18 protein-coding genes and 1 other RNA gene are annotated in these 21,026 nt (G+C 40.2%); 17 read left to right on the forward strand and 2 right to left on the reverse strand.

Annotation, left to right across the window (positions count from 1 at the left end):
* Positions 1-65 precede the first annotated feature (65 nt).
* The 11 genes from H7U02_RS02745 to pepC all read left to right on the forward strand — a co-directional run bounded on the left by H7U02_RS02745 (position 66) and on the right by pepC (position 10,019).
* Entirely contained in the window at positions 66-932 is an 867-nt protein-coding gene (locus tag H7U02_RS02745; RefSeq protein WP_060972205.1) for an ATP-binding cassette domain-containing protein, read from the forward strand.
* The gene (locus H7U02_RS02750; protein ID WP_060972204.1) at positions 932-1,774 is read left to right on the forward strand and encodes an ABC transporter permease; all 843 of its coding nucleotides are present in this window, start codon (positions 932-934) and stop codon (positions 1,772-1,774) included. The genes H7U02_RS02745 and H7U02_RS02750 overlap by 1 nt, the downstream gene beginning before the upstream one ends.
* Before the next feature lie 18 nt (positions 1,775-1,792).
* Entirely contained in the window at positions 1,793-2,248 is a 456-nt protein-coding gene (locus tag H7U02_RS02755) for a LytTR family DNA-binding domain-containing protein (RefSeq protein ID WP_002886486.1), read from the forward strand.
* A 9-nt stretch (positions 2,249-2,257) separates the two neighbouring features.
* On the forward strand, positions 2,258-2,683 hold the full coding sequence (locus H7U02_RS02760; RefSeq protein ID WP_014633849.1) for a DUF3021 domain-containing protein: 426 nt from the start codon (positions 2,258-2,260) through the stop codon (positions 2,681-2,683).
* An 89-nt stretch (positions 2,684-2,772) separates the two neighbouring features.
* On the forward strand, positions 2,773-3,483 hold the full coding sequence (locus tag H7U02_RS02765) for a MerR family transcriptional regulator (RefSeq protein ID WP_060972203.1): 711 nt from the start codon (positions 2,773-2,775) through the stop codon (positions 3,481-3,483).
* Positions 3,484-3,694: 211 nt separating this feature from the next.
* Positions 3,695-4,378 (forward strand): ABC transporter ATP-binding protein, encoded by a 684-nt coding sequence (locus H7U02_RS02770; RefSeq protein ID WP_021143517.1) that lies wholly within the window; start codon positions 3,695-3,697, stop codon positions 4,376-4,378.
* Complete coding sequence (locus tag H7U02_RS02775) at positions 4,347-5,648, forward strand: ABC transporter permease (RefSeq protein WP_082757404.1); 1,302 nt, start codon at positions 4,347-4,349, stop codon at positions 5,646-5,648. Before H7U02_RS02770 ends, H7U02_RS02775 begins: the two co-directional genes overlap by 32 nt.
* Positions 5,649-5,833: 185 nt before the next feature.
* Positions 5,834-7,288: a nicotinate phosphoribosyltransferase gene (locus tag H7U02_RS02780; RefSeq protein WP_110980921.1), complete on the forward strand. Its 1,455-nt coding sequence runs from the start codon at positions 5,834-5,836 to the stop codon at positions 7,286-7,288.
* An 11-nt stretch (positions 7,289-7,299) separates the two neighbouring features.
* On the forward strand, positions 7,300-8,121 hold the full coding sequence (nadE, locus tag H7U02_RS02785) for an ammonia-dependent NAD(+) synthetase (RefSeq protein ID WP_073688877.1): 822 nt from the start codon (positions 7,300-7,302) through the stop codon (positions 8,119-8,121).
* A gap of 15 nt (positions 8,122-8,136) precedes the next feature.
* Positions 8,137-8,580 (forward strand): DUF805 domain-containing protein, encoded by a 444-nt coding sequence (locus tag H7U02_RS02790; protein ID WP_070838898.1) that lies wholly within the window; start codon positions 8,137-8,139, stop codon positions 8,578-8,580.
* A 101-nt stretch (positions 8,581-8,681) separates the two neighbouring features.
* A complete protein-coding gene (pepC, locus tag H7U02_RS02795) occupies positions 8,682-10,019 on the forward strand; it encodes an aminopeptidase C (protein ID WP_110980920.1) in 1,338 nt (445 codons plus the stop codon).
* A 106-nt stretch (positions 10,020-10,125) separates the two neighbouring features.
* On the opposite strand, the gene pbp1a is transcribed toward pepC, so the two are convergent.
* Together pbp1a and recU are read right to left on the reverse strand one after the other, a co-directional pair.
* Positions 10,126-12,417 (reverse strand): penicillin-binding protein PBP1A, encoded by a 2,292-nt coding sequence (pbp1a, locus tag H7U02_RS02800; protein ID WP_110980919.1) that lies wholly within the window; start codon positions 12,415-12,417, stop codon positions 10,126-10,128.
* Positions 12,417-13,013, reverse strand: coding sequence for a Holliday junction resolvase RecU (gene recU, locus H7U02_RS02805; protein WP_002886506.1), 597 nt, complete (start codon positions 13,011-13,013; stop codon positions 12,417-12,419). The genes pbp1a and recU overlap by 1 nt, the downstream gene beginning before the upstream one ends.
* A 76-nt stretch (positions 13,014-13,089) precedes the next feature.
* Between recU and H7U02_RS02810 the strand changes: the two genes are divergently transcribed.
* From H7U02_RS02810 to H7U02_RS02835, 6 genes are all read left to right on the forward strand, one after another.
* Positions 13,090-13,605 carry a DUF1273 domain-containing protein gene (locus H7U02_RS02810; RefSeq protein ID WP_002889858.1) on the forward strand — a complete coding sequence of 172 codons (516 nt, stop codon included), beginning with the start codon at positions 13,090-13,092 and terminating at the stop codon, positions 13,603-13,605.
* Positions 13,606-13,713: 108 nt separating this feature from the next.
* On the forward strand, positions 13,714-14,046 hold the full coding sequence (gpsB, locus tag H7U02_RS02815) for a cell division regulator GpsB (protein WP_037598953.1): 333 nt from the start codon (positions 13,714-13,716) through the stop codon (positions 14,044-14,046).
* Between the two features lie 14 nt (positions 14,047-14,060).
* An RNA gene (gene rnpB / locus H7U02_RS02820) (RNase P RNA component class B) lies at positions 14,061-14,428 on the forward strand.
* A gap of 142 nt (positions 14,429-14,570) precedes the next feature.
* Positions 14,571-15,737: a THUMP domain-containing class I SAM-dependent RNA methyltransferase gene (locus H7U02_RS02825; RefSeq protein ID WP_064525716.1), complete on the forward strand. Its 1,167-nt coding sequence runs from the start codon at positions 14,571-14,573 to the stop codon at positions 15,735-15,737.
* A 2-nt stretch (positions 15,738-15,739) separates the two neighbouring features.
* Positions 15,740-17,749: a cell division site-positioning protein MapZ family protein gene (locus H7U02_RS02830; RefSeq protein ID WP_073685711.1), complete on the forward strand. Its 2,010-nt coding sequence runs from the start codon at positions 15,740-15,742 to the stop codon at positions 17,747-17,749.
* A gap of 105 nt (positions 17,750-17,854) precedes the next feature.
* Positions 17,855-20,950 carry a DEAD/DEAH box helicase gene (locus tag H7U02_RS02835; RefSeq protein WP_201042743.1) on the forward strand — a complete coding sequence of 1,032 codons (3,096 nt, stop codon included), beginning with the start codon at positions 17,855-17,857 and terminating at the stop codon, positions 20,948-20,950.
* Positions 20,951-21,026 lie beyond the last annotated feature (76 nt).

The following is a 21,026-nucleotide window of genomic DNA, read 5'->3' on the forward strand; positions in this document are numbered from 1 at the left end:
ATCCCCCAAAGCCGTTTTTTAAACGGCTTTTTTGCTAGACTGGTTCTATCAAAAGGAGAGAGAACATGATATTACAAGCTAAAAACATAAGCAAACGGTATGGGAACCACCTTGCTGTTGATAATATTCAATTACAATTTAAAAGAGGGACCTTCAATGCAATTCTAGGACCAAATGGGGCGGGGAAATCAACGACGATTTCCATGTTGATTGGTTTGAAACAGCCAACGAAAGGTGAAATCATCTACGAACCAGGTACTAAAATTGGTGTGGTCTTCCAAACCAGTGTTTTAGATGAGATGCTGACGGTTAGGGAAAATCTGACCATTCGTGCGAAACAGTATAAAGGCTTAAAACCCGATCGTGTGTCTGATCTTATTGATCGGCTAGGCCTATCAGCTTTCCAAAAACAGAAATATGGGACTCTTTCAGGTGGCCAAAAGCGTCGGGTTGACATTGCGCGTGCCCTGCTCTCACAACCAGATATTCTTTTCTTAGACGAACCAACGACAGGTTTAGACATTCAAACCCGGAAGTCTATTTGGGATTTGCTCTATCAATTGCAGAGAGAAGAGGGGATGACCGTTGTACTGACCACGCATTATCTTGACGAAGCAGATGAAGCTGATCAGATTTATATTGTGGACCATGGGAAAGTGATCGCTCAGGGATCGGCATTAGATATTAAGAGCCAGTATGCAAGAAACATCTTGAAGATTCGTTTCAAGGAGATGCAGCAGATAGAAAGTCTTAAAACTTCGGGAATGTCAGTGGAGCGACAGGGACCATTAGAGTATGTTTTTCAACCTGAGAGTGAAAGGCAAGCCATTGATTACCTGGCGCAAGTTGGAGATAGAATAGCCCATTTTGAGTTTCGTCCAGGGACCATGGATGATGCCTTTATTGCACTTACAGGAAGGGAGGTTCGCTAATGATAGCCTTACTAAAGCGAAATTTTCTATTGTACTTCAGGAATCGTTCAGGAGTTTTCTTCTCTCTGTTGGGTGCCTTGATTTCCTTTATTCTTTATATTATTTTTCTTCAAAAAAATCTAACAGATGCTTGGGCTCAGCTCCCCAATAGTGGCCCTTTGTTAAATAATTGGTTGATGAGTGGGACGCTAGCTGTGACAGGGATTACGACGAGTCTGGCTGCCCTAACTCAGTTGGTAAAGGACCGTGAACATCAAGTAGATAAGGATCTTTATTTATCGAATCAAGGGAAGTGGCGGTTACCATTTTCGTATCTAGCGAGTGCAATCATCATTTCTTTTGCCATGCAGGTCCTTATGTATGTGCTGATGTGTGGCTATTTTAGAGAAGTTCCAAAATTATCCATACTACCCGAACTTCTCCTCATTATGCTGCTTAGTAGCGTGCTTTCTAGCTTAGTGAATGCCATTTTTGTTTACTTTTTCCAATCCGTAGACAGTCTTGGAAAGTTTGCGACCATAGTGGGGACAGCTTCTGGTTTTTTGGTAGGAACTTATGTACCTTTGGGCGTTCTACCTGATTTTGCACAACTACTAATGAAATGTACTCCAGCAACTTATATTGCTGCACTTTATCGGCAAGTCCTCATGAAAGAAACATTAAGTGAGACCTTTAAAGGTCAAGATAACCTTCTTCAAGAGTTTCGAGAAAAAATGGGCATTCAGCTCAAGTGGCAAGGTTTGTTGACAAAGGAAAATACTTACCTTATAGTGTTAGGAGGTATTCTTCTAGCAAGTATTCTTTGGATTGTTTTAGTGAAAAGAACTAGCCAGAAAAAATAAGTGAGAGTTGGAATAGGAATGAAACTTCGTTTTGAAGAAAAATCAGATATTTCGGCAAAGGATCCCTGTGTGGTCATCCAAGCAGAGCGATTGTCTGATCAAGCACGAGAGGTAATGGATTATCTCGAACAATTTTCAGTTGTAAATCAAGTGGTGATTCCTATTAAAACGGATGATCATTTGGTTATGGTAAAAATTGATGACATTATCCTAGCTGAGATTGATAAGAATGTGTTAACGATTTATACCGTAAACAATACCTATACGATGAGAGAGACACTGACAAACTTTCAGCATCGCATCAATCGTCGAAGTTTTTTACAGATATCACGTCATGCTGTTATGAATATAGACCATTTGGAGTCCCTATCAGATAGTTTTTCTGGCAATATGATGGCTAAAATGACAGGTGGAGTGAAGTCCAGTGTCAGCCGAAAATATGTCAAATCCTTGATGGATTATTTAGGGGTGTAGGAGGAACCAATGAAACGTTTAATTGCTTATTTTGTATCCGGCGTGAGAACGGGATCGTTCTTTTACCTTGCACTCCTTTTACTTGGTCAATTATTTCCGCAGCTTATCTATCCCAAAGTTAGTGTTGGGAATATTTTAGCCCTCTTTATGATGAGTGGTTTGATGGGAATGCTCTCGTGGATTTTGGAAGAGCTTGACCGCATGTCGTACAGACTTAGAGTAATCTTGCATTTCTTGTTGACGGCGATTGTACTTACACTGACTTGCCTACTATCAGGCTGGTATGAGGCTTTAACGAACCCTGCTATCTGGATTGTTTTCATTTCCGTTTATAGTATTATCTGGCTTTATCTCATTTGGCAAATGCATATGAGAACACAGCGTATTAATCAAGCTTTACTACATCGTCGAAGCCAGAAAAAGAAAGAAAAGTAATAAATTATAGTAAACTTCAAAAATACTCTTTTTCCTCTTGACCCTCACGCCACGTCATAGCCTATACTCTTAATCAGAGAGGAGTTCTAATGAAATCTGTAAAAGAAGTGAGCCAACTATCAGGTGTCAGTGTGCGCACCCTTCATTATTATGACGAAATTGATTTGCTGAAACCATCAGTTGTTGCTGAAAATGGTTGCCGTTACTATAATCGCGATGCGGTTGTCCGTTTGCAGGAAATATTGCTTTACCGTGAGTTAGACTTTCCTCTCAAAAAAATTAAGGAAATCGTAGGTCAACCAGGTTATGACAAAGTTCAAGCGCTTAGGGATCAGATTAAGCTCTTAGAGCTGAAAAAGTCCCGGTTGGAAGCCGTCATAGCTCATGCCAAGGCCTTACAAATGGAGGAAGAAGAAATGTCATTTGAAGCATTTGATCAAAAAGCTGTAGAAGCCTTTCAGGAAGAAGCTCAGGCTAGATGGGGCCAGACAGAAGCTTATCAAGCTTTTGCGGCTAAGGGAGAGGAGTCCTTCCCTGAAGTTACCAAAGAGATGACTGCAATCATGTCTACCTTTGGACAGCTCAAGGAGTCTAATCCTGGTGACAATAGTGTTCAGGAGCAAGTAAAGGTGTTACATGACTATATTAGTCAGCATTTTTATCCATGTGACCAAACGGTATTAGCTGGTCTCGGTCAGATGTATCAAACAGATAATCGCTTTTCTAGTTTTATTGATAAAGTTGGAGGAGCAGGGACTGCCACTTTTCTCGCAGAAGCTATTCGTATTTATTGTCAATAAACTAAAGCCAAAGTCTTAGGGACTTTGGCTTTTTTCATGCCATAGTGACATTTATGTCACTATTTTTATAATCATTTAATGCTTATAATTAATGTATCGTTTTAGAAGGCGATTAGTTAACTGTTTCTGCTATTTTGCTTGAAATTTTCTTGCAGATAATCAGATATAAACTAATTAAATTCTAACTTAAATCAAATTTACGGAGGAAATCATGTCCATTTTAACCATCGACCACATCTCAAAGTACTATAATCTCGACGGTACGAACCAAGAGCGCGCTTTGAACGATGTTACACTTGAGATTGCACCAGGAAAGATTACTGCTATCTACGGTCCATCTGGCTGTGGTAAGACCAGTCTGCTTAGTATTATTAGTGGCTTGGATAGTCAGTATCAAGGAAATCTTTATTTCAAAAATCAAAACATGAGAGATTTTTCAGAGCGTGACTTGACCTATTTTAGAAAGGCTCACATTGGCTTCGTCTTTCAAAATTTCAATCTTATCTCTCATCAATCAGTCCTTGAAAATGTCAAGATGCCTCTTTACGTTAAAAATATGACTGATAAAGAGATGGCCGAGATTGCGGAAAGGGAGCTTAGCCGTCTTGGAATCGGAGACTTTATCAAGAAAAATGTTAAGCAGCTTTCTGGTGGGCAAAAACAACGTGTGGCCATTGCCCGTGCCCTAGTCAATAATCCAGAAATGATTGTGGCTGATGAACCGACAGGTTCTCTTGATTCTCAGTCTCAGGAAAATGTTCTCGACATTTTTAAAGAGCTAGCCGAGGCAGGTAAAACTGTGATTATCGTAACCCATAACCCTGAAGTGGCGGATTATGCGGATGTTGTCATTAAAATGAAGGATGGTGAAGTCGTTGAAACAATCGAAAAATAAGGGGTTGACCCTCAAGAACAAGCTCAAATTGTCATTGAACAACTTTATGGAACGTAAGTGGCGTAATCTTTTGATTGCGACGGCAACTTCCATTGGTTTTATCGGTGTCCTAATTTCCTTTGGTTTGGGAAATGCTATTGTTGGTATGATTAATGACAGTACCGATGGTGGCAACATTCCATCCCAAATTCAGATCAGTCTTAGTGCTAAATCAGCAGCCAGAGGGGTTCTAAATGCGGATGATGAGAAGTTTATTCGTAATCAGATTAAGAGTGATGACATTAAGTATTTGGAGAGTCCCTTTGGAATGAATATGGCAAGTCTTACCCTTGATGGCAAGACCATGGATTTCAGTAAGGACCTTCCTAACTATTCTCAGGTTATCAGTCTTTACAAGAACACAAAAATCTCTACATCTCGCAATGATAAGGATAAAATTTCAGCTGGGAAACCTTTTAAATCTGAAGATGAAAATGGCTTAACCCTTCCGATGAGTTTTGTCAAACGCTACAACCAAGAAACAGGGAAGAAGCTCAAGGCTAAAGACTTTATCGGTAAAGAAATTTCAGCTCAGATTGTTGAAAATACTGCTGAGGGAACTAAAGTAGCGGATATCAAGACTAAGATTGTCCGTATTGTTGATGACAGCGAGGATGCTGAAGAGAGCAATAGCTATATGCCAGCTAAACAATTGGAAGAATTGCTCAAAGAAAATGGCTTTACCAAAACAGTCTCTTACATGCTTTTGGAGCTCAAAGATCCAGCCAAGACTAAGGAAGTCACTAAAAAATTGCAGAAAAACAAGAAGTATCTGGTTCTTTCACAGCAGGCTATTCTAGATGTCATTATTAAATTCATCCGTGTGATTCAGGCCCTCTTGATTATCCTTTCGTCACAAGCTATCCTAGTTTCAGCTGTCATGATTGGAATTATCATCTATATTAACATCATGCAACGCTCAAAAGAGATTGGTGTTATGAAGGCCGTCGGTTACCTTAATCGTGACGTGAAAGCTATCTTTGTTTATGAGGCACTTTGGATTACGGGTATCTCACTAGCTCTTGCCCTCCTTGTATCGCAGGGAATTGGAAGCTTGGCCAACATGATTGTTTCACATCTCTACCCAAGTGTCAGCAAGGTGTTTGACCTAAATCTGCCCTCAATTCTCATCATGTTTGGCTTCTCACTCTTGATGGGCTATGTGTCAGCCTACCTTCCAGCCCGTAAAATCAGTAAAATGGATCCTGTCGAGTCCCTAAGATATGAATAGAAATGAAGAGTAGTCTCCCTAGGCTACTCTTTTTTTGTTAAAACAAGCATTAGAAAATTCAGAAAATCCAAACAATAATTAACTTTCTGAAAAGTGGAGACAATTGCTCAAAAATGCTATAATAGTCAGCATATACAGGCTATTAATAACAAAAAAAGAAGTACCTATTCGATAGGAGGAATTCCATGTATAAAGATGACAGTTTAACCTTGCACACTGACTTGTATCAAATCAATATGATGCAGGTTTACTTTAACCAAGGTATTCACAATAAAAAGGCCGTTTTCGAAGTTTATTTCCGTCAACTTCCGTTTAAAAATGGCTTTGCTGTATTCGCAGGTCTGGAGCGTATTGTCAACTATCTTGAAAATCTGACCTTCTCAGAAACTGATATTGCTTATCTAAAAGATTTAGGTTATCCTGAGGATTTTCTGGACTATCTAGCCAACCTAAAACTCGAGTTGACTATCAATTCGGCCCTTGAGGGTGATTTGGTATTTGCTAATGAACCGATTTTCCAAGTGGAAGGTCCCTTGGCTCAGTGTCAGCTAGTAGAGACTGCCTTGCTAAATATCCTCAATTACCAGATTCTGATTGCTACTAAGGCAGCTCGTATTCGTTCTGTCATTGAGGATGCTCCTCTGTTAGAATTTGGGACACGTCGTGCACAAGAGATGGATGCAGCAATCTGGGGAACGCGTGCAGCCGTGATTGGTGGTGCTGATGCAACGTCAAATGTACGTGCCGGTAAGATTTTTGGCATCCCAGTTTCTGGTACACATGCCCATGCTCTTGTTCAAGCTTATGGTAACGATTATGATGCCTTTAAAGCCTATGCATCTACTCATAAGGACTGTGTATTCCTTGTAGATACCTATGACACCCTTAAGATTGGTGTACCTAATGCTATCCGTGTCGCTAAAGAGCTAGGTGATAAGATTAATTTCTTGGGTGTTCGTCTTGATTCAGGTGACTTGGCTTATCTATCGAAGCAGGTCCGTAAGCAACTGGATGCAGCTGGTTTCCCTGATGCCAAGATTTACGCTTCAAACGACCTTGATGAAAATACTATCCTTAACTTGAAGATGCAGAAGGCTAAGATTGATGTTTGGGGAGTAGGTACTAAGCTTATCACTGCCTATGACCAACCAGCCTTGGGTGCTGTCTACAAGATTGTTTCAATCGAGGATGATCAGGGAGTCATGCATGATACTATCAAGTTGTCCAATAATGCTGAGAAGGTTTCGACACCAGGTAAGAAGCAAGTTTGGCGTATTACGAGTCGTGCTAAGGGCAAATCAGAAGGTGACTATATCACTTTCGCAGATACGGATGTTAATGCTTTAGATGAAATTAATATGTTCCACCCAACATATACCTACATCAATAAGACTGTTCGTGATTTTGATGCAGTGCCACTCTTGGTCCCAATCTACGACAAGGGGCAACTGATCTATGACTTACCAAGTCTTAATGAAATCAAGGCTTATGCGACTAAGGAATTGGACGAACTTTGGAATGAGTACAAGCGCGTGCTTAACCCTCAAGATTATCCAGTTGACTTGGCTAAAGATGTCTGGGATAACAAGATGACCTTGATTGATAATGTCCGTAAGAAAGCCCATGACTTGTCAGAGTAAAAGGAGAGATTATGACTTTGCAAGAAACTATTATTGCTCAACTAGGTGTTAAACCTAGCATTGATCCAAAAGAAGAGATTCGAAAATCTGTTGATTTTTTGAAGGCCTACATGCTAAAGCATCCTTTCCTAAAAACCTATGTTTTGGGAATTTCAGGAGGTCAGGATTCTACATTGGCTGGCCGTCTAGCACAACTTGCGGTTGAAGAGCTCCGTGCAGAGACAGGAAAAGACTATCAGTTTATCGCCATTCGTTTACCATACGGTGTCCAAGCAGATGAAGATGATGCCCAACGTGCTCTTGCTTTTATCAAGCCAGATGTGAGTCTTGTGGTTAACATCAAAGAAGCTGTTGATGGTCAGGTTGCGGAACTTGCCAAGGCAGGCGTAACCGTTTCTGACTTTAACAAGGGTAATATCAAGGCCCGTCAACGTATGATTACCCAATATGCGGTTGCGGGAGAAAATAGTGGGGCAGTTATCGGGACAGACCACGCCGCTGAAAACCTTACTGGCTTCTTCACAAAATTTGGCGATGGTGGTGCGGATATTTTGCCGCTCTTTCGTCTAAACAAGCGTCAAGGTGCAGCTCTTCTTGCAGAACTTGGTGCGGACAAGGTCCTTTATGAAAAAGTGCCAACAGCGGACTTGGAAGAGGATAAACCAGGAATCGCTGATGAAGTGGCACTTGGTGTGACCTACCGTGAAATTGATGATTACCTTGAAGGCAAGGAAGTATCAGCCAAAGCCCAGGATACTATTGAGAATTGGTGGCGTAAAGGTCAACACAAACGTCACTTGCCAATCACTATTTTTGATGAGTTTTGGAAATAAGAGGAGAAATGAATTATGATCAAAGCTTATATTGATTTTTGGAAACGTGCCTTTGACTTTAGCGGACGTTCGACTCGTCCAGACTACTGGTGGGCTTACTTGGTTAATGTCATTATTATCACTATTCTTACTGTTTTTTGTGTTCTTATTCCTTTCTTCAGTAATGTCGACCTTAGTGATCCAGCTCTGTTGAATAATCAGACTGAACTGCAAAAAATAATTATTACCTATGCTTGGCCACTAATGCTTTTTAGCTTAATTGAACTTATCCCTCAATTGTCTCTACAAATCCGTCGTTTAAGAGATGCAGGCTTTCATCCGGCTTGGGTACTTCTAAGTTATATAGGGCTTGTACCAATCTTGGTTATCTTCTCATTGATTGGAAGCATTGTCCTCCTTATCATGTCTTGTCAACCAACGAAACTAGCACCTGAAACGCAGTTTGATAAAGTGGAATAAGATTGTCGTAACTCTAGGTCAAACCTAGGGTTATTTTTAAATTGAATTTTCAGAAATTAGTGATAAAATAGAGAGGAATAAGGCTTAAAAGGAGGAATCTTATGACTTCACTATCAACAGATTTCACAGATAAACTATTTGCAGACTATGAGGCCAATGCCAAGTACAGTGCTATTGAGAATGCTGTAACTCATAATGGCTTGCTCAAATCCATCGAAACACGTCAATCAGAAGTTGAAAACGACCATGTTTTCTCAATCGATTTGACTAAAGATGAGGTGTCTAACCAGAAAGCTTCAGGACGTTGCTGGATGTTTGCGGCGCTAAATACTTTCCGTCACAAATTGATTTCAGATTTCAAATTGGAAAGTTTCGAGCTTTCTCAAGCCCACACCTTCTTCTGGGACAAGTATGAAAAATCAAACTGGTTCTTGGAACAAATCATTGCTACAGCAGATCAAGAGATTGGCAGTCGTAAGGTTAAATTCCTTTTGGATACCCCTCAACAAGATGGTGGACAATGGGATATGGTCGTATCACTTTTTGAAAAATACGGTGTTGTACCAAAATCGGTTTATCCAGAATCTGTAGCTTCAAGCAATAGTCGTGAGCTTAATCAATACCTCAATAAGCTCCTTCGTCAAGATGCTCAAATTTTACGTGATCTGATTGCCAGTAGTGCTGATCAAGCTACTGTTCAAGCTAAGAAGGAAGAGCTTCTTCAAGAAATTTTCAATTATCTTGCTATGACTCTCGGTTTACCACCACGTCAGTTTGATTTTGCCTACCGAGATAAGGATGACAACTATCAATCTGAGAAAAATATCACACCACAAGCATTCTTTGAAAAATATGTGGGTCTCAAACTCAGTGACTATGTGTCAGTTATCAACGCCCCAACAGCTGATAAACCTTACGGAAAATCTTATACTGTTGAGATGTTGGGTAATGTTGTAGGTGCACCAAGTGTTCGTTATATCAACCTCCCAATGGACCGTTTCAAAGAGCTTGCTATTGCACAGATGAAATCTGGAGAAACTGTTTGGTTTGGTTCAGATGTTGGTCAAGTTTCAGACCGTCAAAAAGGTATTCTTGCAACTAATGTTTATGACTTTACAGCTAGCATGGATATTAACTTAACTCAAGATAAGGCAGGACGTTTGGACTACAGTGAATCTCTCATGACTCATGCCATGGTATTGACTGGGGTTGATTTGGATGTCGATGGCAAACCTGTTAAATGGAAGGTTGAAAACTCTTGGGGAGACAAGGTCGGACAAAAAGGTTACTTTGTCGCTTCTGATGCCTGGATGGATGAATACACTTATCAAATCGTTGTCCGTAAAGACTTCCTTACAGCTGAAGAATTAGCAGCCTATGAAGCAGAGCCACAAGTACTTGCTCCTTGGGACCCAATGGGAGCCCTTGCTTCAAAATAAGACAATAAATGAAACCACTGGGAAATGATTCCAGTGGTTTTTCGTAGTTTCTTTAAAATTTATCAGTAAAAAAAGAGTTATCCAATCGGATAACCCTTCTTATTTCTTATTCTTCTGCTGTAGCAGTGTTTGAATTCGAATGCTCAGAGCCGTTAGAGGCCGATGTCGATGGATTTGTTGAAGCATCAGGCCCATACTGTTGACTATCTTGTGAACTTGATGAGTCACTGCTTTGGCTGGCGTCCGAACTTGATGATGAGCTAGATGTTCCTAGTGATCCTGTGTAAACATTTGATGTTGAAGAACCAGTAAGGAAGACATAGCTACCATTGTTATAAACACCACTAGGCATTTCAAAATCTTCAGAACCAGCACCATACATCTGGTTAAGGTAGCTACTTGTTACACCGTAGATTTGTTTAGCGATATCAAGGTCTGAACCATAAAGTGGTGTTTTACGGTTTTTGTAACCTGTCCAAATCGCCATTGCATACTTAGTATTGTAACCAACGAAAGTTTCATCCGGAACCATAAGGTCAGCATAGACACCACTTTCTTTTTGTACTTTATAGTACTCATCGTCACCGTAGTTAGATGTACCAGTCTTACCAGCATTGATTGTACCAGGAACATAAGCTTCAGTTGCTGTACCACCTGTCAATACTTGTTTCAACATACTTGACATCATGTAGGCTGTTTGTGGTGACATGGCTTCGACACCTTTAGAATCAAATGATTTAGTTGAACCATCTTCAAACTTGATTGATTTAATGTAAGAAGGTTTATAGTAAGTACCACCATTTGCAAAGGCTGCATAAGCTGCGGCCATCTTCTCACTTGATGCACCATACTTAGAATCTGATGATGATGTTGAAGATGAGATGGCATTTGAGTAGTACATTTCTGGATACTCGATACCCAAATCCTTCAAGAAGGATTGAGCATATTCCAAACCAGCAGCTTGGAGAGCTTTAACGGCTGTAACGTTACGTGATTGTTGAAGTGCATAAGTCAATGAAATGCTTCCGTAATACTTACGGTCCCAGTTGTAAACTGGTGTTGAAGAACCTGGGAAATTGTAAGGATTATCGTAAACAGTCGTACCAGTGTTTGTATAAACACCTTTTTCAATAGCAGGAGCATAGTCAGTGATTGGTTTCATTGTAGAACCCCAGTCACGGTCTGTTTGAACAGCTTGGTTGGTACCAAGTGCAATGTTTTCGTCTTGGTGACGTGAACCCAATTGGGCAACGACACGACCATTAGTAACATCAATAATAGTAGAAGCAACTTGGAGACTATCGTTTGGATAGTATACGTAGTCGTTAGTATTATAGACGTTCCAGATATATTTTTGAATATCTGGATTAAGGTTAGTGTAGACGTCGAGACCTGCTGAGTAAATATCAGCGTTGGCATCGGTAGATACCTGTTCAATAACTTGTTTGATGTAGTTATCTAAGTATGGCTCATAGCTAGCTTTCTTCGTAAGTGGAAGAAGGCCATCTGATACATCAGTTGCTTTAGCTTGCTCGTACTCTTCTTTAGAAATATTCTTGTCTTCATACATTTCGTCAAGAACAGTGTTACGACGTTCTTTGGCAGCATCTGGATTAGCATAAGGGTCATATTGTGTTGGTGCTTGTGGAATACCAGCAAGAAGAGCTGCTTGGGCAACAGAGAGGTCGCTCAAGTCCTTACCAAAGTAAGATTTAGCTGCAGTCTTCATACCGTAGTAACCATTACCCATATAAACCTTATTAATATAGAAGGTCAAGATTTCTTGTTTAGTGAATTGACGCTCCATTTGGAGTGACAACCAGATTTCTTGTGACTTACGTTTAAGGGTTTGGTCAGAAGTGTTAGTTGAGAAGTAAGCCAACTTAATCAACTGTTGGTCGAGCGTAGACCCCCCTTGGGTGCTGCTACGACGAAGGTTGTTAACAGCTGCCCCCATGATACGGTAGACGTCAATCCCACGGTGAGTGAAGAAACGTTTATCCTCGATAGAGGTGATGGCATTAACTAGAGTTGTTGGAATTTCATCTGTTGATGCACTCTCACGTTTCTCAGCTCCCAAGTCGGCAACAAGACTACCATTAGCGTCGTAAATCTTACTTGAGTTTGTTGATTGCAGTTTGTTCTCGGTAAGTTTAGGAACACTGCTAACATAGTAGGCAAAGAGGCTACCACCAGCGATGACACAGACTACAAAGAAAGTAAGCAGTCCAATAAATCCGTATTTTGCAATACGCCAGCCCAAACTTTGGTCTGAAGCGGCAGAGCGTTTTCCTTTGCCATAGCGAGAAGAATCTGAACGCTTGACCTTGATGTTTTTAGCACGTTTAGTCAAACCGTTAAGTGATTCTTTAAAGTTGCTGAAATTAAATTTAGCCATTATGTGTTACCACCTAATAATTTTTCAATGATTTCTAAGTAAGGAACTTGAGGATAAGCTGCTTCTGCAATTGCATAGCCTCTTTTTTTGATATAATCAAGAGGCATTGATTTCGTCCCTTTATCAATCTGATAAAAAGCGATTAAGTCTTTGGCAGGCAGAAGGTAGGTTTCCTTAAGCGTCGAGAAGTGAAGTAGCACGAAGCAAATCCCATCTTGACTGATGACCTGAGACATGTGCTCAATTTGATGCGCATGAAAGTTTTTCATAGGCATGGATGTCTTTTGTCGTGTCTCTTTGGCTTCAAAATCAATGTAGTATCCTTTGTAAACGCCGGAGTAGTCGGTAGTAGAAGCTTGTCTAAAGTAAGCTTCTACAATCTTTGCCCGTGAGCGTTTGGGATAATCGACTTTGACAATTTGAACAGGGGTAGGTTTTTTATGAATAACGGCTAAACCACGCGACAAATAGTAATCATTAGTCGCGTTAATAGCAGATTCAAAACTCATCCCCCGATTGGCAAAGTCAACTCTATTTGATTTTTTAGGACGTACTTGTGCTATCTTACGAGATATCTGATGGGGATAGTTTACCATTTCTTTCCCTTCTTCTTTATAAGATATGCATAAAGACTACTTCATTATACCATAAAATGAACGAGGAAAACAACAAATGACATCACTACTGGTAACTGGCTATAAGAGCTTTGAACTCGGTATTTTTAAAGACAAGGACCCTAAAGTAACCATTATCAAGAAAGCAATCAAACGTGATTTGAAGCGTTTCTTGGATGATGGTGTGGATTGGATGATTTTTACTGGGAACCTCGGTTTTGAATTTTGGGCACTAGAAGTAGCCAAAGAACTTCAAAAAGACTATCCTTTGAAGTTAGCGACCCTCTTCCCTTTTGAAACGCATGGTCAGAATTGGAATGAAGCGAATCAAACAAAACTAGCGGCCTTTAAGCAGGTTGATTTTGTCAAGTACAGCTTCCCCGCTTACCAATCTCCAGCACAGTTTAAACAATTTAATCAGTTTCTCATTGACAATACAGATCAGGCTTATTTATTTTATGAACCTGAAAATGAAACAAATCTGAAATATTTTTACGGTATGATGTTAGAAGCAAGGGGTTATCCCGTATCTAGACTGACTTTTGATGACCTCAATGAAGTCATGTCGGAATAGGATATAATTGAATTTTAAACTTGCATTTTTATCTTTTTTTCTGTATCATAAAAACATTAGACAGTAAAGTATTAGTAAGTTAGATAAGACAAGTATTGGAGAATAAAAATGGCTAAGATTAATTTAACGCCCAAGAAAATCTACGAACAAGAATTTAAAACAAGCATGCGTGGATACGATAAAAAAGAAGTTGATGAGTTTCTAGACGATGTAATCAAAGATTACGGTGTCTATATTGCTCTAGTTAAGGAATTGCAAGAAGAAAATGCAAAACTGAAAGCTAAGACTTCATCAGCTCCTGCTAGTCGCCCAGCATACGCGAGTGCGACAAGTGAGCCATCACCTGCGAATGCCAATGTTGCTTCGGCTTCAAACTATGATATCTTAAAACGTATCAGTCGTTTGGAGAAAGAGGTCTTTGGAAAACAAATCGTCGAGTAAAACTGGTTTGTGCAATTTTTGGATAATCGCATGGTTGCTAGTCTTCCATGAGGAAAGTCCATGCTAGCACTGGCTGTGATGCCAGTAGTGTTTGTGCTAGGTGAATTAATAAGCCTAGGGACTTGATTTTCAAGTTACGGCGAGTGAACTGGCTAAGTCTTAGGATAGGTTTTAGTAGCTCTGAAAGTGCCACAGTGACGGAGTTTTTAGGGAAACCTAAAAAGTGGAACGCGGTAAACCCCTCAAGCTAGCAACCCAAACTTTGGTAGGGGCATGGGATGGCTGGAAACGAACGGACCATCCTGACTGCTTTGCAGTAGACAGATGATTATCGAAGGAAGTGGTACCTAGTCACTTCTGGAACAAAACATGGCTTATAGAAAATTGCATATAGGTGAGGCTGGGACACATGTCTCAGCCTTCTTTTAGCAAGAATTCTCTCTTTTATATTTAAAGAAAAGAGTGGGAAATAAGCTATCGGTTAAGAAAGTTTGTACGCGTAACAATGAGATAAAAGGATAACAATGAAAGAAACATTTACATTAGTAGCAACTGCAGCAGCAGGTCTTGAGGCTGTGGTTGGACGTGAATTGCGTGAGTTAGGTTATGACACGCAGGTTGAAAATGGTAAGGTGCGTTTCCAAGGTGGTGTTCGTGCAATTGCTGAAACTAACCTTTGGTTGAGGGCAGCAGATCGTATCAAGATTGTAGTGGGTGAATTTCCAGCACGTACCTTTGAGGAACTCTTTCAGGGAGTTTTTGCTTTAGACTGGGAAAATTATCTTCCGCTAGGTGCAAAGTTCCCAATTTCTAAGGCTAAATGTGTTAAATCAAAGCTTCATAATGAGCCATCTGTTCAGGCGATTTCAAAAAAAGCTGTCGTGAAGAAATTGCAGAAGTATTTCCACCGTCCAGAAGGAGTGCCTCTCCAAGAAACAGGAGCGGAATTTAAGATTGAAGTCTCTATTTTGAAGGATAAGGCTACGGTTTTGATTGATACCACAGGTGCTAGTCTCTTTAAGCGTGGCTACCGTACTGATAAAGGTGGAGCACCGATTAAAGAAAATATGGCGGCTGCTATCCTTGAACTTAGTAATTGGTATCCGGATAAACCATTGATTGACCCGACTTGTGGTTCAGGGACCTTCTGTATTGAGGCTGCAATGATTGGCATGAACATTGCACCAGGATTTAATCGTGATTTTGCCTTTGAAGCATGGAATTGGGTGGATAAGGATTTAGTACAGTCGGTACGTGATGAAGCAGATAGCAAGGCAAACTACGATATTGAATTAGATATTATGGGTTGTGATATTGATGGCCGTATGGTTGAAATTGCAAAAGCCAATGCTCGTGAGGCAGGTCTTGAAGATGTTATTAAATTGAAACAAATGCGTTTACAGGACCTGAAAACAGATAAAATCAATGGTGTCATTATTTCAAACCCTCCTTATGGTGAGCGTTTGTTGGATGACAAGGCTGTGGATATCTTGTATAATGAAATGGGTCAAACTTTTGCGCCACTTAAAACTTGGAGCAAGTTTATCTTGACCAGCGATGAACAATTTGAAAGCAAATACGGTATGAAAGCCGATAAAAAACGTAAGCTTTATAACGGAACCCTCCGTGTTGATTTATATCAATATTTTGGAGAGCGTGTTCGCCGTTCTGAGGCTAGAAAGGTAAATTAAACGTGTCAGAAGATAAAACACAAAATGGCTATGAAGGTAGCCAAGAGCTAGATTTCCAAGATGCCAAGGAAATGACGGTCGGTGAGGCTGTCCGAAAAGAAGCCGAGATTAATGCTGGTGTAACAGAAACAGATAGCATTTTGGATAAGTATATCAAGCAACACCGCGAAGAAGTTGCCTCACAAAAATTTTCAAAGAAAATTGAAGCTGACGGCGACACATCACCTTTGGATGCTTTTATTCAAAAGCAACGTCAGGAGTTTGCGGATTCAGGTTTGATTGGTCAATCAATGGCTAATGAGTCAATCAACTCAACAACAGCTACTGAAGAAGTAACACCGGTCACATTTGGTTTTGGTGCTACAGATAACAAGGCTGATGAAACTCAATCTCATATTGACAAGCAGTTGCCAAATGCCCCTGTTGAACCTGAGGTTATTGCAGAACCAGAAAGTCAAAGTTCTGAAGTTATCATTACGTCAACAAATGCTGATCGTTTCATCACGTCAGAAACAGAAAAATTTGACCTTGGTGATGCACTCGCTGATTCATCTACTTCAACTAATCAGCCAGCCTATAACGATGCATTGGTAGATAATATTGATGATAACAATCCTTTGATTGCTAACATTGATGATCCAGAACCACAAAATCCTGCTGTTGCCAATGTTGCCAATATTGACGGTACTGAGCCACAAGCTTCAAAACCTTTGTTGGATGATGCTGCTATTTCAGACACTATTGATTTGGCAGCTATTGCATCAACAGTGGCAGGGGTAACTGGAGCAAAAGCTGATGAAGAAAAGACAACACCAAAAGTGTCTATGGCAGTTAATCGCCCATCTGCAGAAGACAGAATCTCTTCAGAGTCTATTTCACCATCGCATAAGAGTGCCTTTGATGGTGACATTCCAGTTTACCGTCGTAAAGGTGTTGTTATCGGTGCTCTAGCAGTTCTTGCTTTAGCTATTATCGGTGGTAGCTATGCTCTTTATAAAGGAACACATAGCCAATCGGCGAAAACAACAAGCACAGCTTCTTCAGCAGTGACATCATCATCAAGCAAGGATACGTCAGCTGCTGATAATAAGGCCTTTGAAGAAATGTATAAGAATTTCTTCACAGATGACGAGCAAACAAAACTCGCTAATGACCAATTTGGTAAGTTATCAGATTTGGAAAAGCTGCTCAAGAAATTGGAGAAAACCAAGTATTATGATGCAGCTAAGAAAAAATATGATAACTTGAAGAAACAAATTGAAGCTGTACAAAAGATTAACAGTCAGTTTGAGTCAGATGCTCTTGTAGATGGTAACTATAATGCCTCTATTGCTGTTAAATCAGATGCTAACTTTAATAATCTTCCAGAAAGTGTAACAACAACTGGAAATGCGAGTCTCGACAGCACTGTCCAAGAAGCTATTAAGGGTGGTAAGACTCAACTTGAAGAAAAAGCTAAGGCTGCGAGTGCAACGTCTGCAGCGACAGCTTCTGAAAGTGTTAATACTGCTAGTCCTGCTGCACCTTCAGGTGATAACGCATCTGGAGCAGCTTCTAATGGTGATGGTGCGGCCGCATCAAATACTTCTGGAGCGCAAAATGGAGCAGCTAACTCAGCAGGTTCAGCAGGTTCAACTGGTGCGACTGGAGGAACTACTGGTGGCTCAGCTGCAGCTTCAACAGTTGTAACACGCGGAATCACAAATTATAACCCATCAATCCTTCAACGTAATCGCTCACGTGTGCCTTATAATGCAAACGTAGTAGCAGATACAAGTAACCCAGCTTGGACATGGGCTGACGGTGTTCTTGATAAGATCATCAATGACTCACACTCACGTGGTTACTTCTCAGGAGATAACTTCATCCTTGAGCCAGTCAACATCATCAATGGTAATGGTTACTACAACTTGTACCTTCCAGATGGAACTTACCTCTTCAGTATTAACTGTAAGACAGGTTACTATGTTGGTAATGGTTCAGGTCACTCAGATAAACTTGATTACGAATAATAATCTGCGACACTCCTTCGGGAGTGTTTTTTGTTTTATCTTGGTGAAGGCCTAGTTTATAAGGATTTTGTGCTATAATAGAGGGATAAGATAGGGGTGAATACTATGGCAAAATTGATGCCGGGTAGAGTCCGTAATGAGGGTATTGAACTTTTTGAAAAGGATCTCATTACCATTCATCAGGTCTCAGAAACTCAGTTGGATACAACAGTTGACCAACATCATTTAATTTATGCACTCAATGATTCTGAAATCACGTGTGACTGTGATTATTTCGCTCAAAAAGGCTATTGTCCCCATTTGGCAGCGATTGAGTATTATCTAAAAAACGATAAAGAAGGCCAGCGTCTCTTGGCAGAATTGGAAGAGGAACAAGAGTCCTCTCAGGGCCAAGAGCGAGGACACTCTTTTGGTGGTTTATTTTTAGAAGGCCTTTCCCTAAATGAGGATGATACTGTTAGATATAGCTTGATGGTAGAGGGAGAGGAATCTACCTTTGGTTCAGAGATTTGGTGGAGTATACGTTTACGTCGCTTACCAGATGAACGTTCTTATGTTATTCGAGATATTCCTGCCTTTCTCAAACTTGTAGAGGCTGAGGGTTATTATCAGATAGGTAAGAACTATTATGAACCCCTATCGCTTATTCAATTTGACCAGGCTTCACAGGCATTTTTAGACTTCTTAGGACGGATGATTCCAGATGAAGCCAAGATTAATTTAGACTTTATTTTACCGAATAATGCACGTCATCTTTGTCTCCCCTACGGTTTTTTTGAGGAAGGTTTGAGACGGATGCAAGATTTGGATGGCTTTAGGTTTGAATGGGAAGGAACCGAATATCACCGACTTTTGGTTGAGGATTTGACTGCTGATGCCCATCTCTTCTCGTTTGATATTTCTGTCGAGCCTAAGATGATTGAATTGATTGTTGCTGAGAAGAATAGTCAGGCCTTTTTTAATAATCGTATTCTCTTTTATCAAGGTATTTTTTATCGCCTGAATCGAAAACAACAAAAACTTTTGGTTGGTTTACGCTCTCTTCCAATCGGAAGCGATTTGAATAAGCATGTCAGCTTTAATCTTGATGAACAAGTTATCTTGGCTGCTAGTCTTTTTGATTTTAGGACTATGGGACCAGTTAAAGCTCCTAAAGCATTTAATATCAAGGATTTCACACCGAGATTTCACTTTGATCTGAAAGGTGACAGTGAGGTTATACTTACATTAGCCTTTGATTTTGATGGTTTCCTAGTCCATAATCGACAAGAGTTGAGTCATTTAGGATTTACGAGTAACTATCGTCATGAGCAGGCTGTTTTCCGTTTGATGGCTAAGCATGAATTCACCCCTGATTTTCAGTCATCTAAACGATTAAGTAGCAGTCAAGAGCTCTATGATTTCTTTACGAATACTCTAGCAGAATTTGAAAATACAGGGACGGTTCTGATTGGGCAGGAGTTGCGTGACTTACGGGTTGAACAGAGTCCACAGGTTCAGGTAGAGCGTCAGGGGAATTTATTAGATATTTCCTTTGATTTTTCAAGTCTTGACGATGAAGATGTGGATCATGCTTTAGCAGCTTTGATGGAAAGTTCGCCCTATTTTATCAATCGTAGTGGTCAGTTGATTGTTTTTGACGAAGCGACGCATCGTATTAGTGAGAGTCTCAAAACTCTAAGAGCTCGATATTCAGGGCAAGGTCACCTAGAACTAAATCAATTGACTGCCTATCAATTAATGGAGGCTCTTTCAGAAAGTGATTCTGTTCGTTTTTCAAAAGATTTCCAACTCTTAACGCAACATTTGAGTAAACCAGAGACCTTTGATTTGCCAACTTATAAGGTAGAAGCTGACCTTCGTCCCTACCAGGAAAAGGGTGTTCAGTGGCTATCTATGTTGCATCACTATGGTTTTGGCGGTATCTTGGCCGATGATATGGGGTTGGGGAAAACCTTGCAGACCATTGCCTATCTCTCTGCACATTTAGAAGAAGAGCAGCGAGTCTTGGTTTTGTCACCATCAAGCCTGATTTACAATTGGCAGGATGAGTTTAAAAAGTTCGCTCCTCAGTTAGATGTAGCGGTTTCTTATGGACTCAAGCCAAGACGTGATGACATCATTACTGAAGACCACCAGATTATTATTACAAGCTATGCTTCCTTCCGTCAGGATTTTGATGCCTACAAGGCTGGTAAATATGACTATCTCATTCTCGATGAGGCTCAGGTCATGAAGAATACACAGACAAAGATTGCCCAATATCTACGTGATTTTTCTGTTCCACATTGCTTAGCACTATCTGGAACGCCTATTGAAAATCATTTGTTGGAGATTTGGTCTATTTTCCAAATTATTCTACCAGGACTTTTACCGGCTAAGAAAACTTTCCTTAAGTTAACACCAAAGGAAGTGGCTAGGTATATTTCTCCCTTTATTCTAAGACGTAGGAAAGAAGAGGTCCTTCCTGATTTACCAGATTTGATTGAAATCACTCACCAAAGTGAATTGTCAGATGCTCAAAAGGCTATCTATTTAGCGCAATTGCAACAGATGCAGCAAGGTTTAATTTCTGCAAGTGATCAGGAAATCAACCGTCGTAAGGTGGAAATTTTGTCAGGAATTACCCGCTTACGACAAATCTGTGATACCCCAGCTCTTTTTATGGACTATGCTGGAGATAGCGGAAAATTAGATAGCCTAAGAGAGTTGCTTAGTCAAATTAAGGAATCAGACCACCGTGTTCTTATCTTTTCACAATTTCGTGGGATGTTAGATATTACAGAGAGGCTCTTACAAGAATTAGGTATTTCCTCTTATAAGCTAACAGGGTCAACGCCATCTGATAGTCGTCAAGAGATGACCAGAGCCTTCAATCAAGGAAGCCGAGATGCCTTTTTGATTTCTCTAAAAGCAGGAGGAGTGGGACTGAATCTAACTGGTGCTGATACGGTTATTCTGATTGACCTTTGGTGGAATCCAGCGGTAGAAATGCAGGCTATTAGTCGTGCGCATCGTATAGGTCAGGAACAAAATGTCGAAGTTTACCGTTTGATTACAAGAGGGACTATTGAAGAGAAAATTATTGAGCTTCAAGAAGGCAAGAAGAACCTTGTAACAACTGTCTTGGATGGCAATGAAAGCCGTGCCAGCATGACCGTTGAGGATATTAAAGAAATTCTTGGTATTGTAATATCTTAATTTGTTATATTTGATATTGAAATACTAAGATGTGAAAATGCTACTAGGCAAATCTTTTGAATTAGGCTATAATAGA

Origin of the sequence: Streptococcus sp. 3.1, assembly GCF_016648915.1 — a bacterium.
Lineage (GTDB): Bacteria > Bacillota > Bacilli > Lactobacillales > Streptococcaceae > Streptococcus > Streptococcus salivarius_E.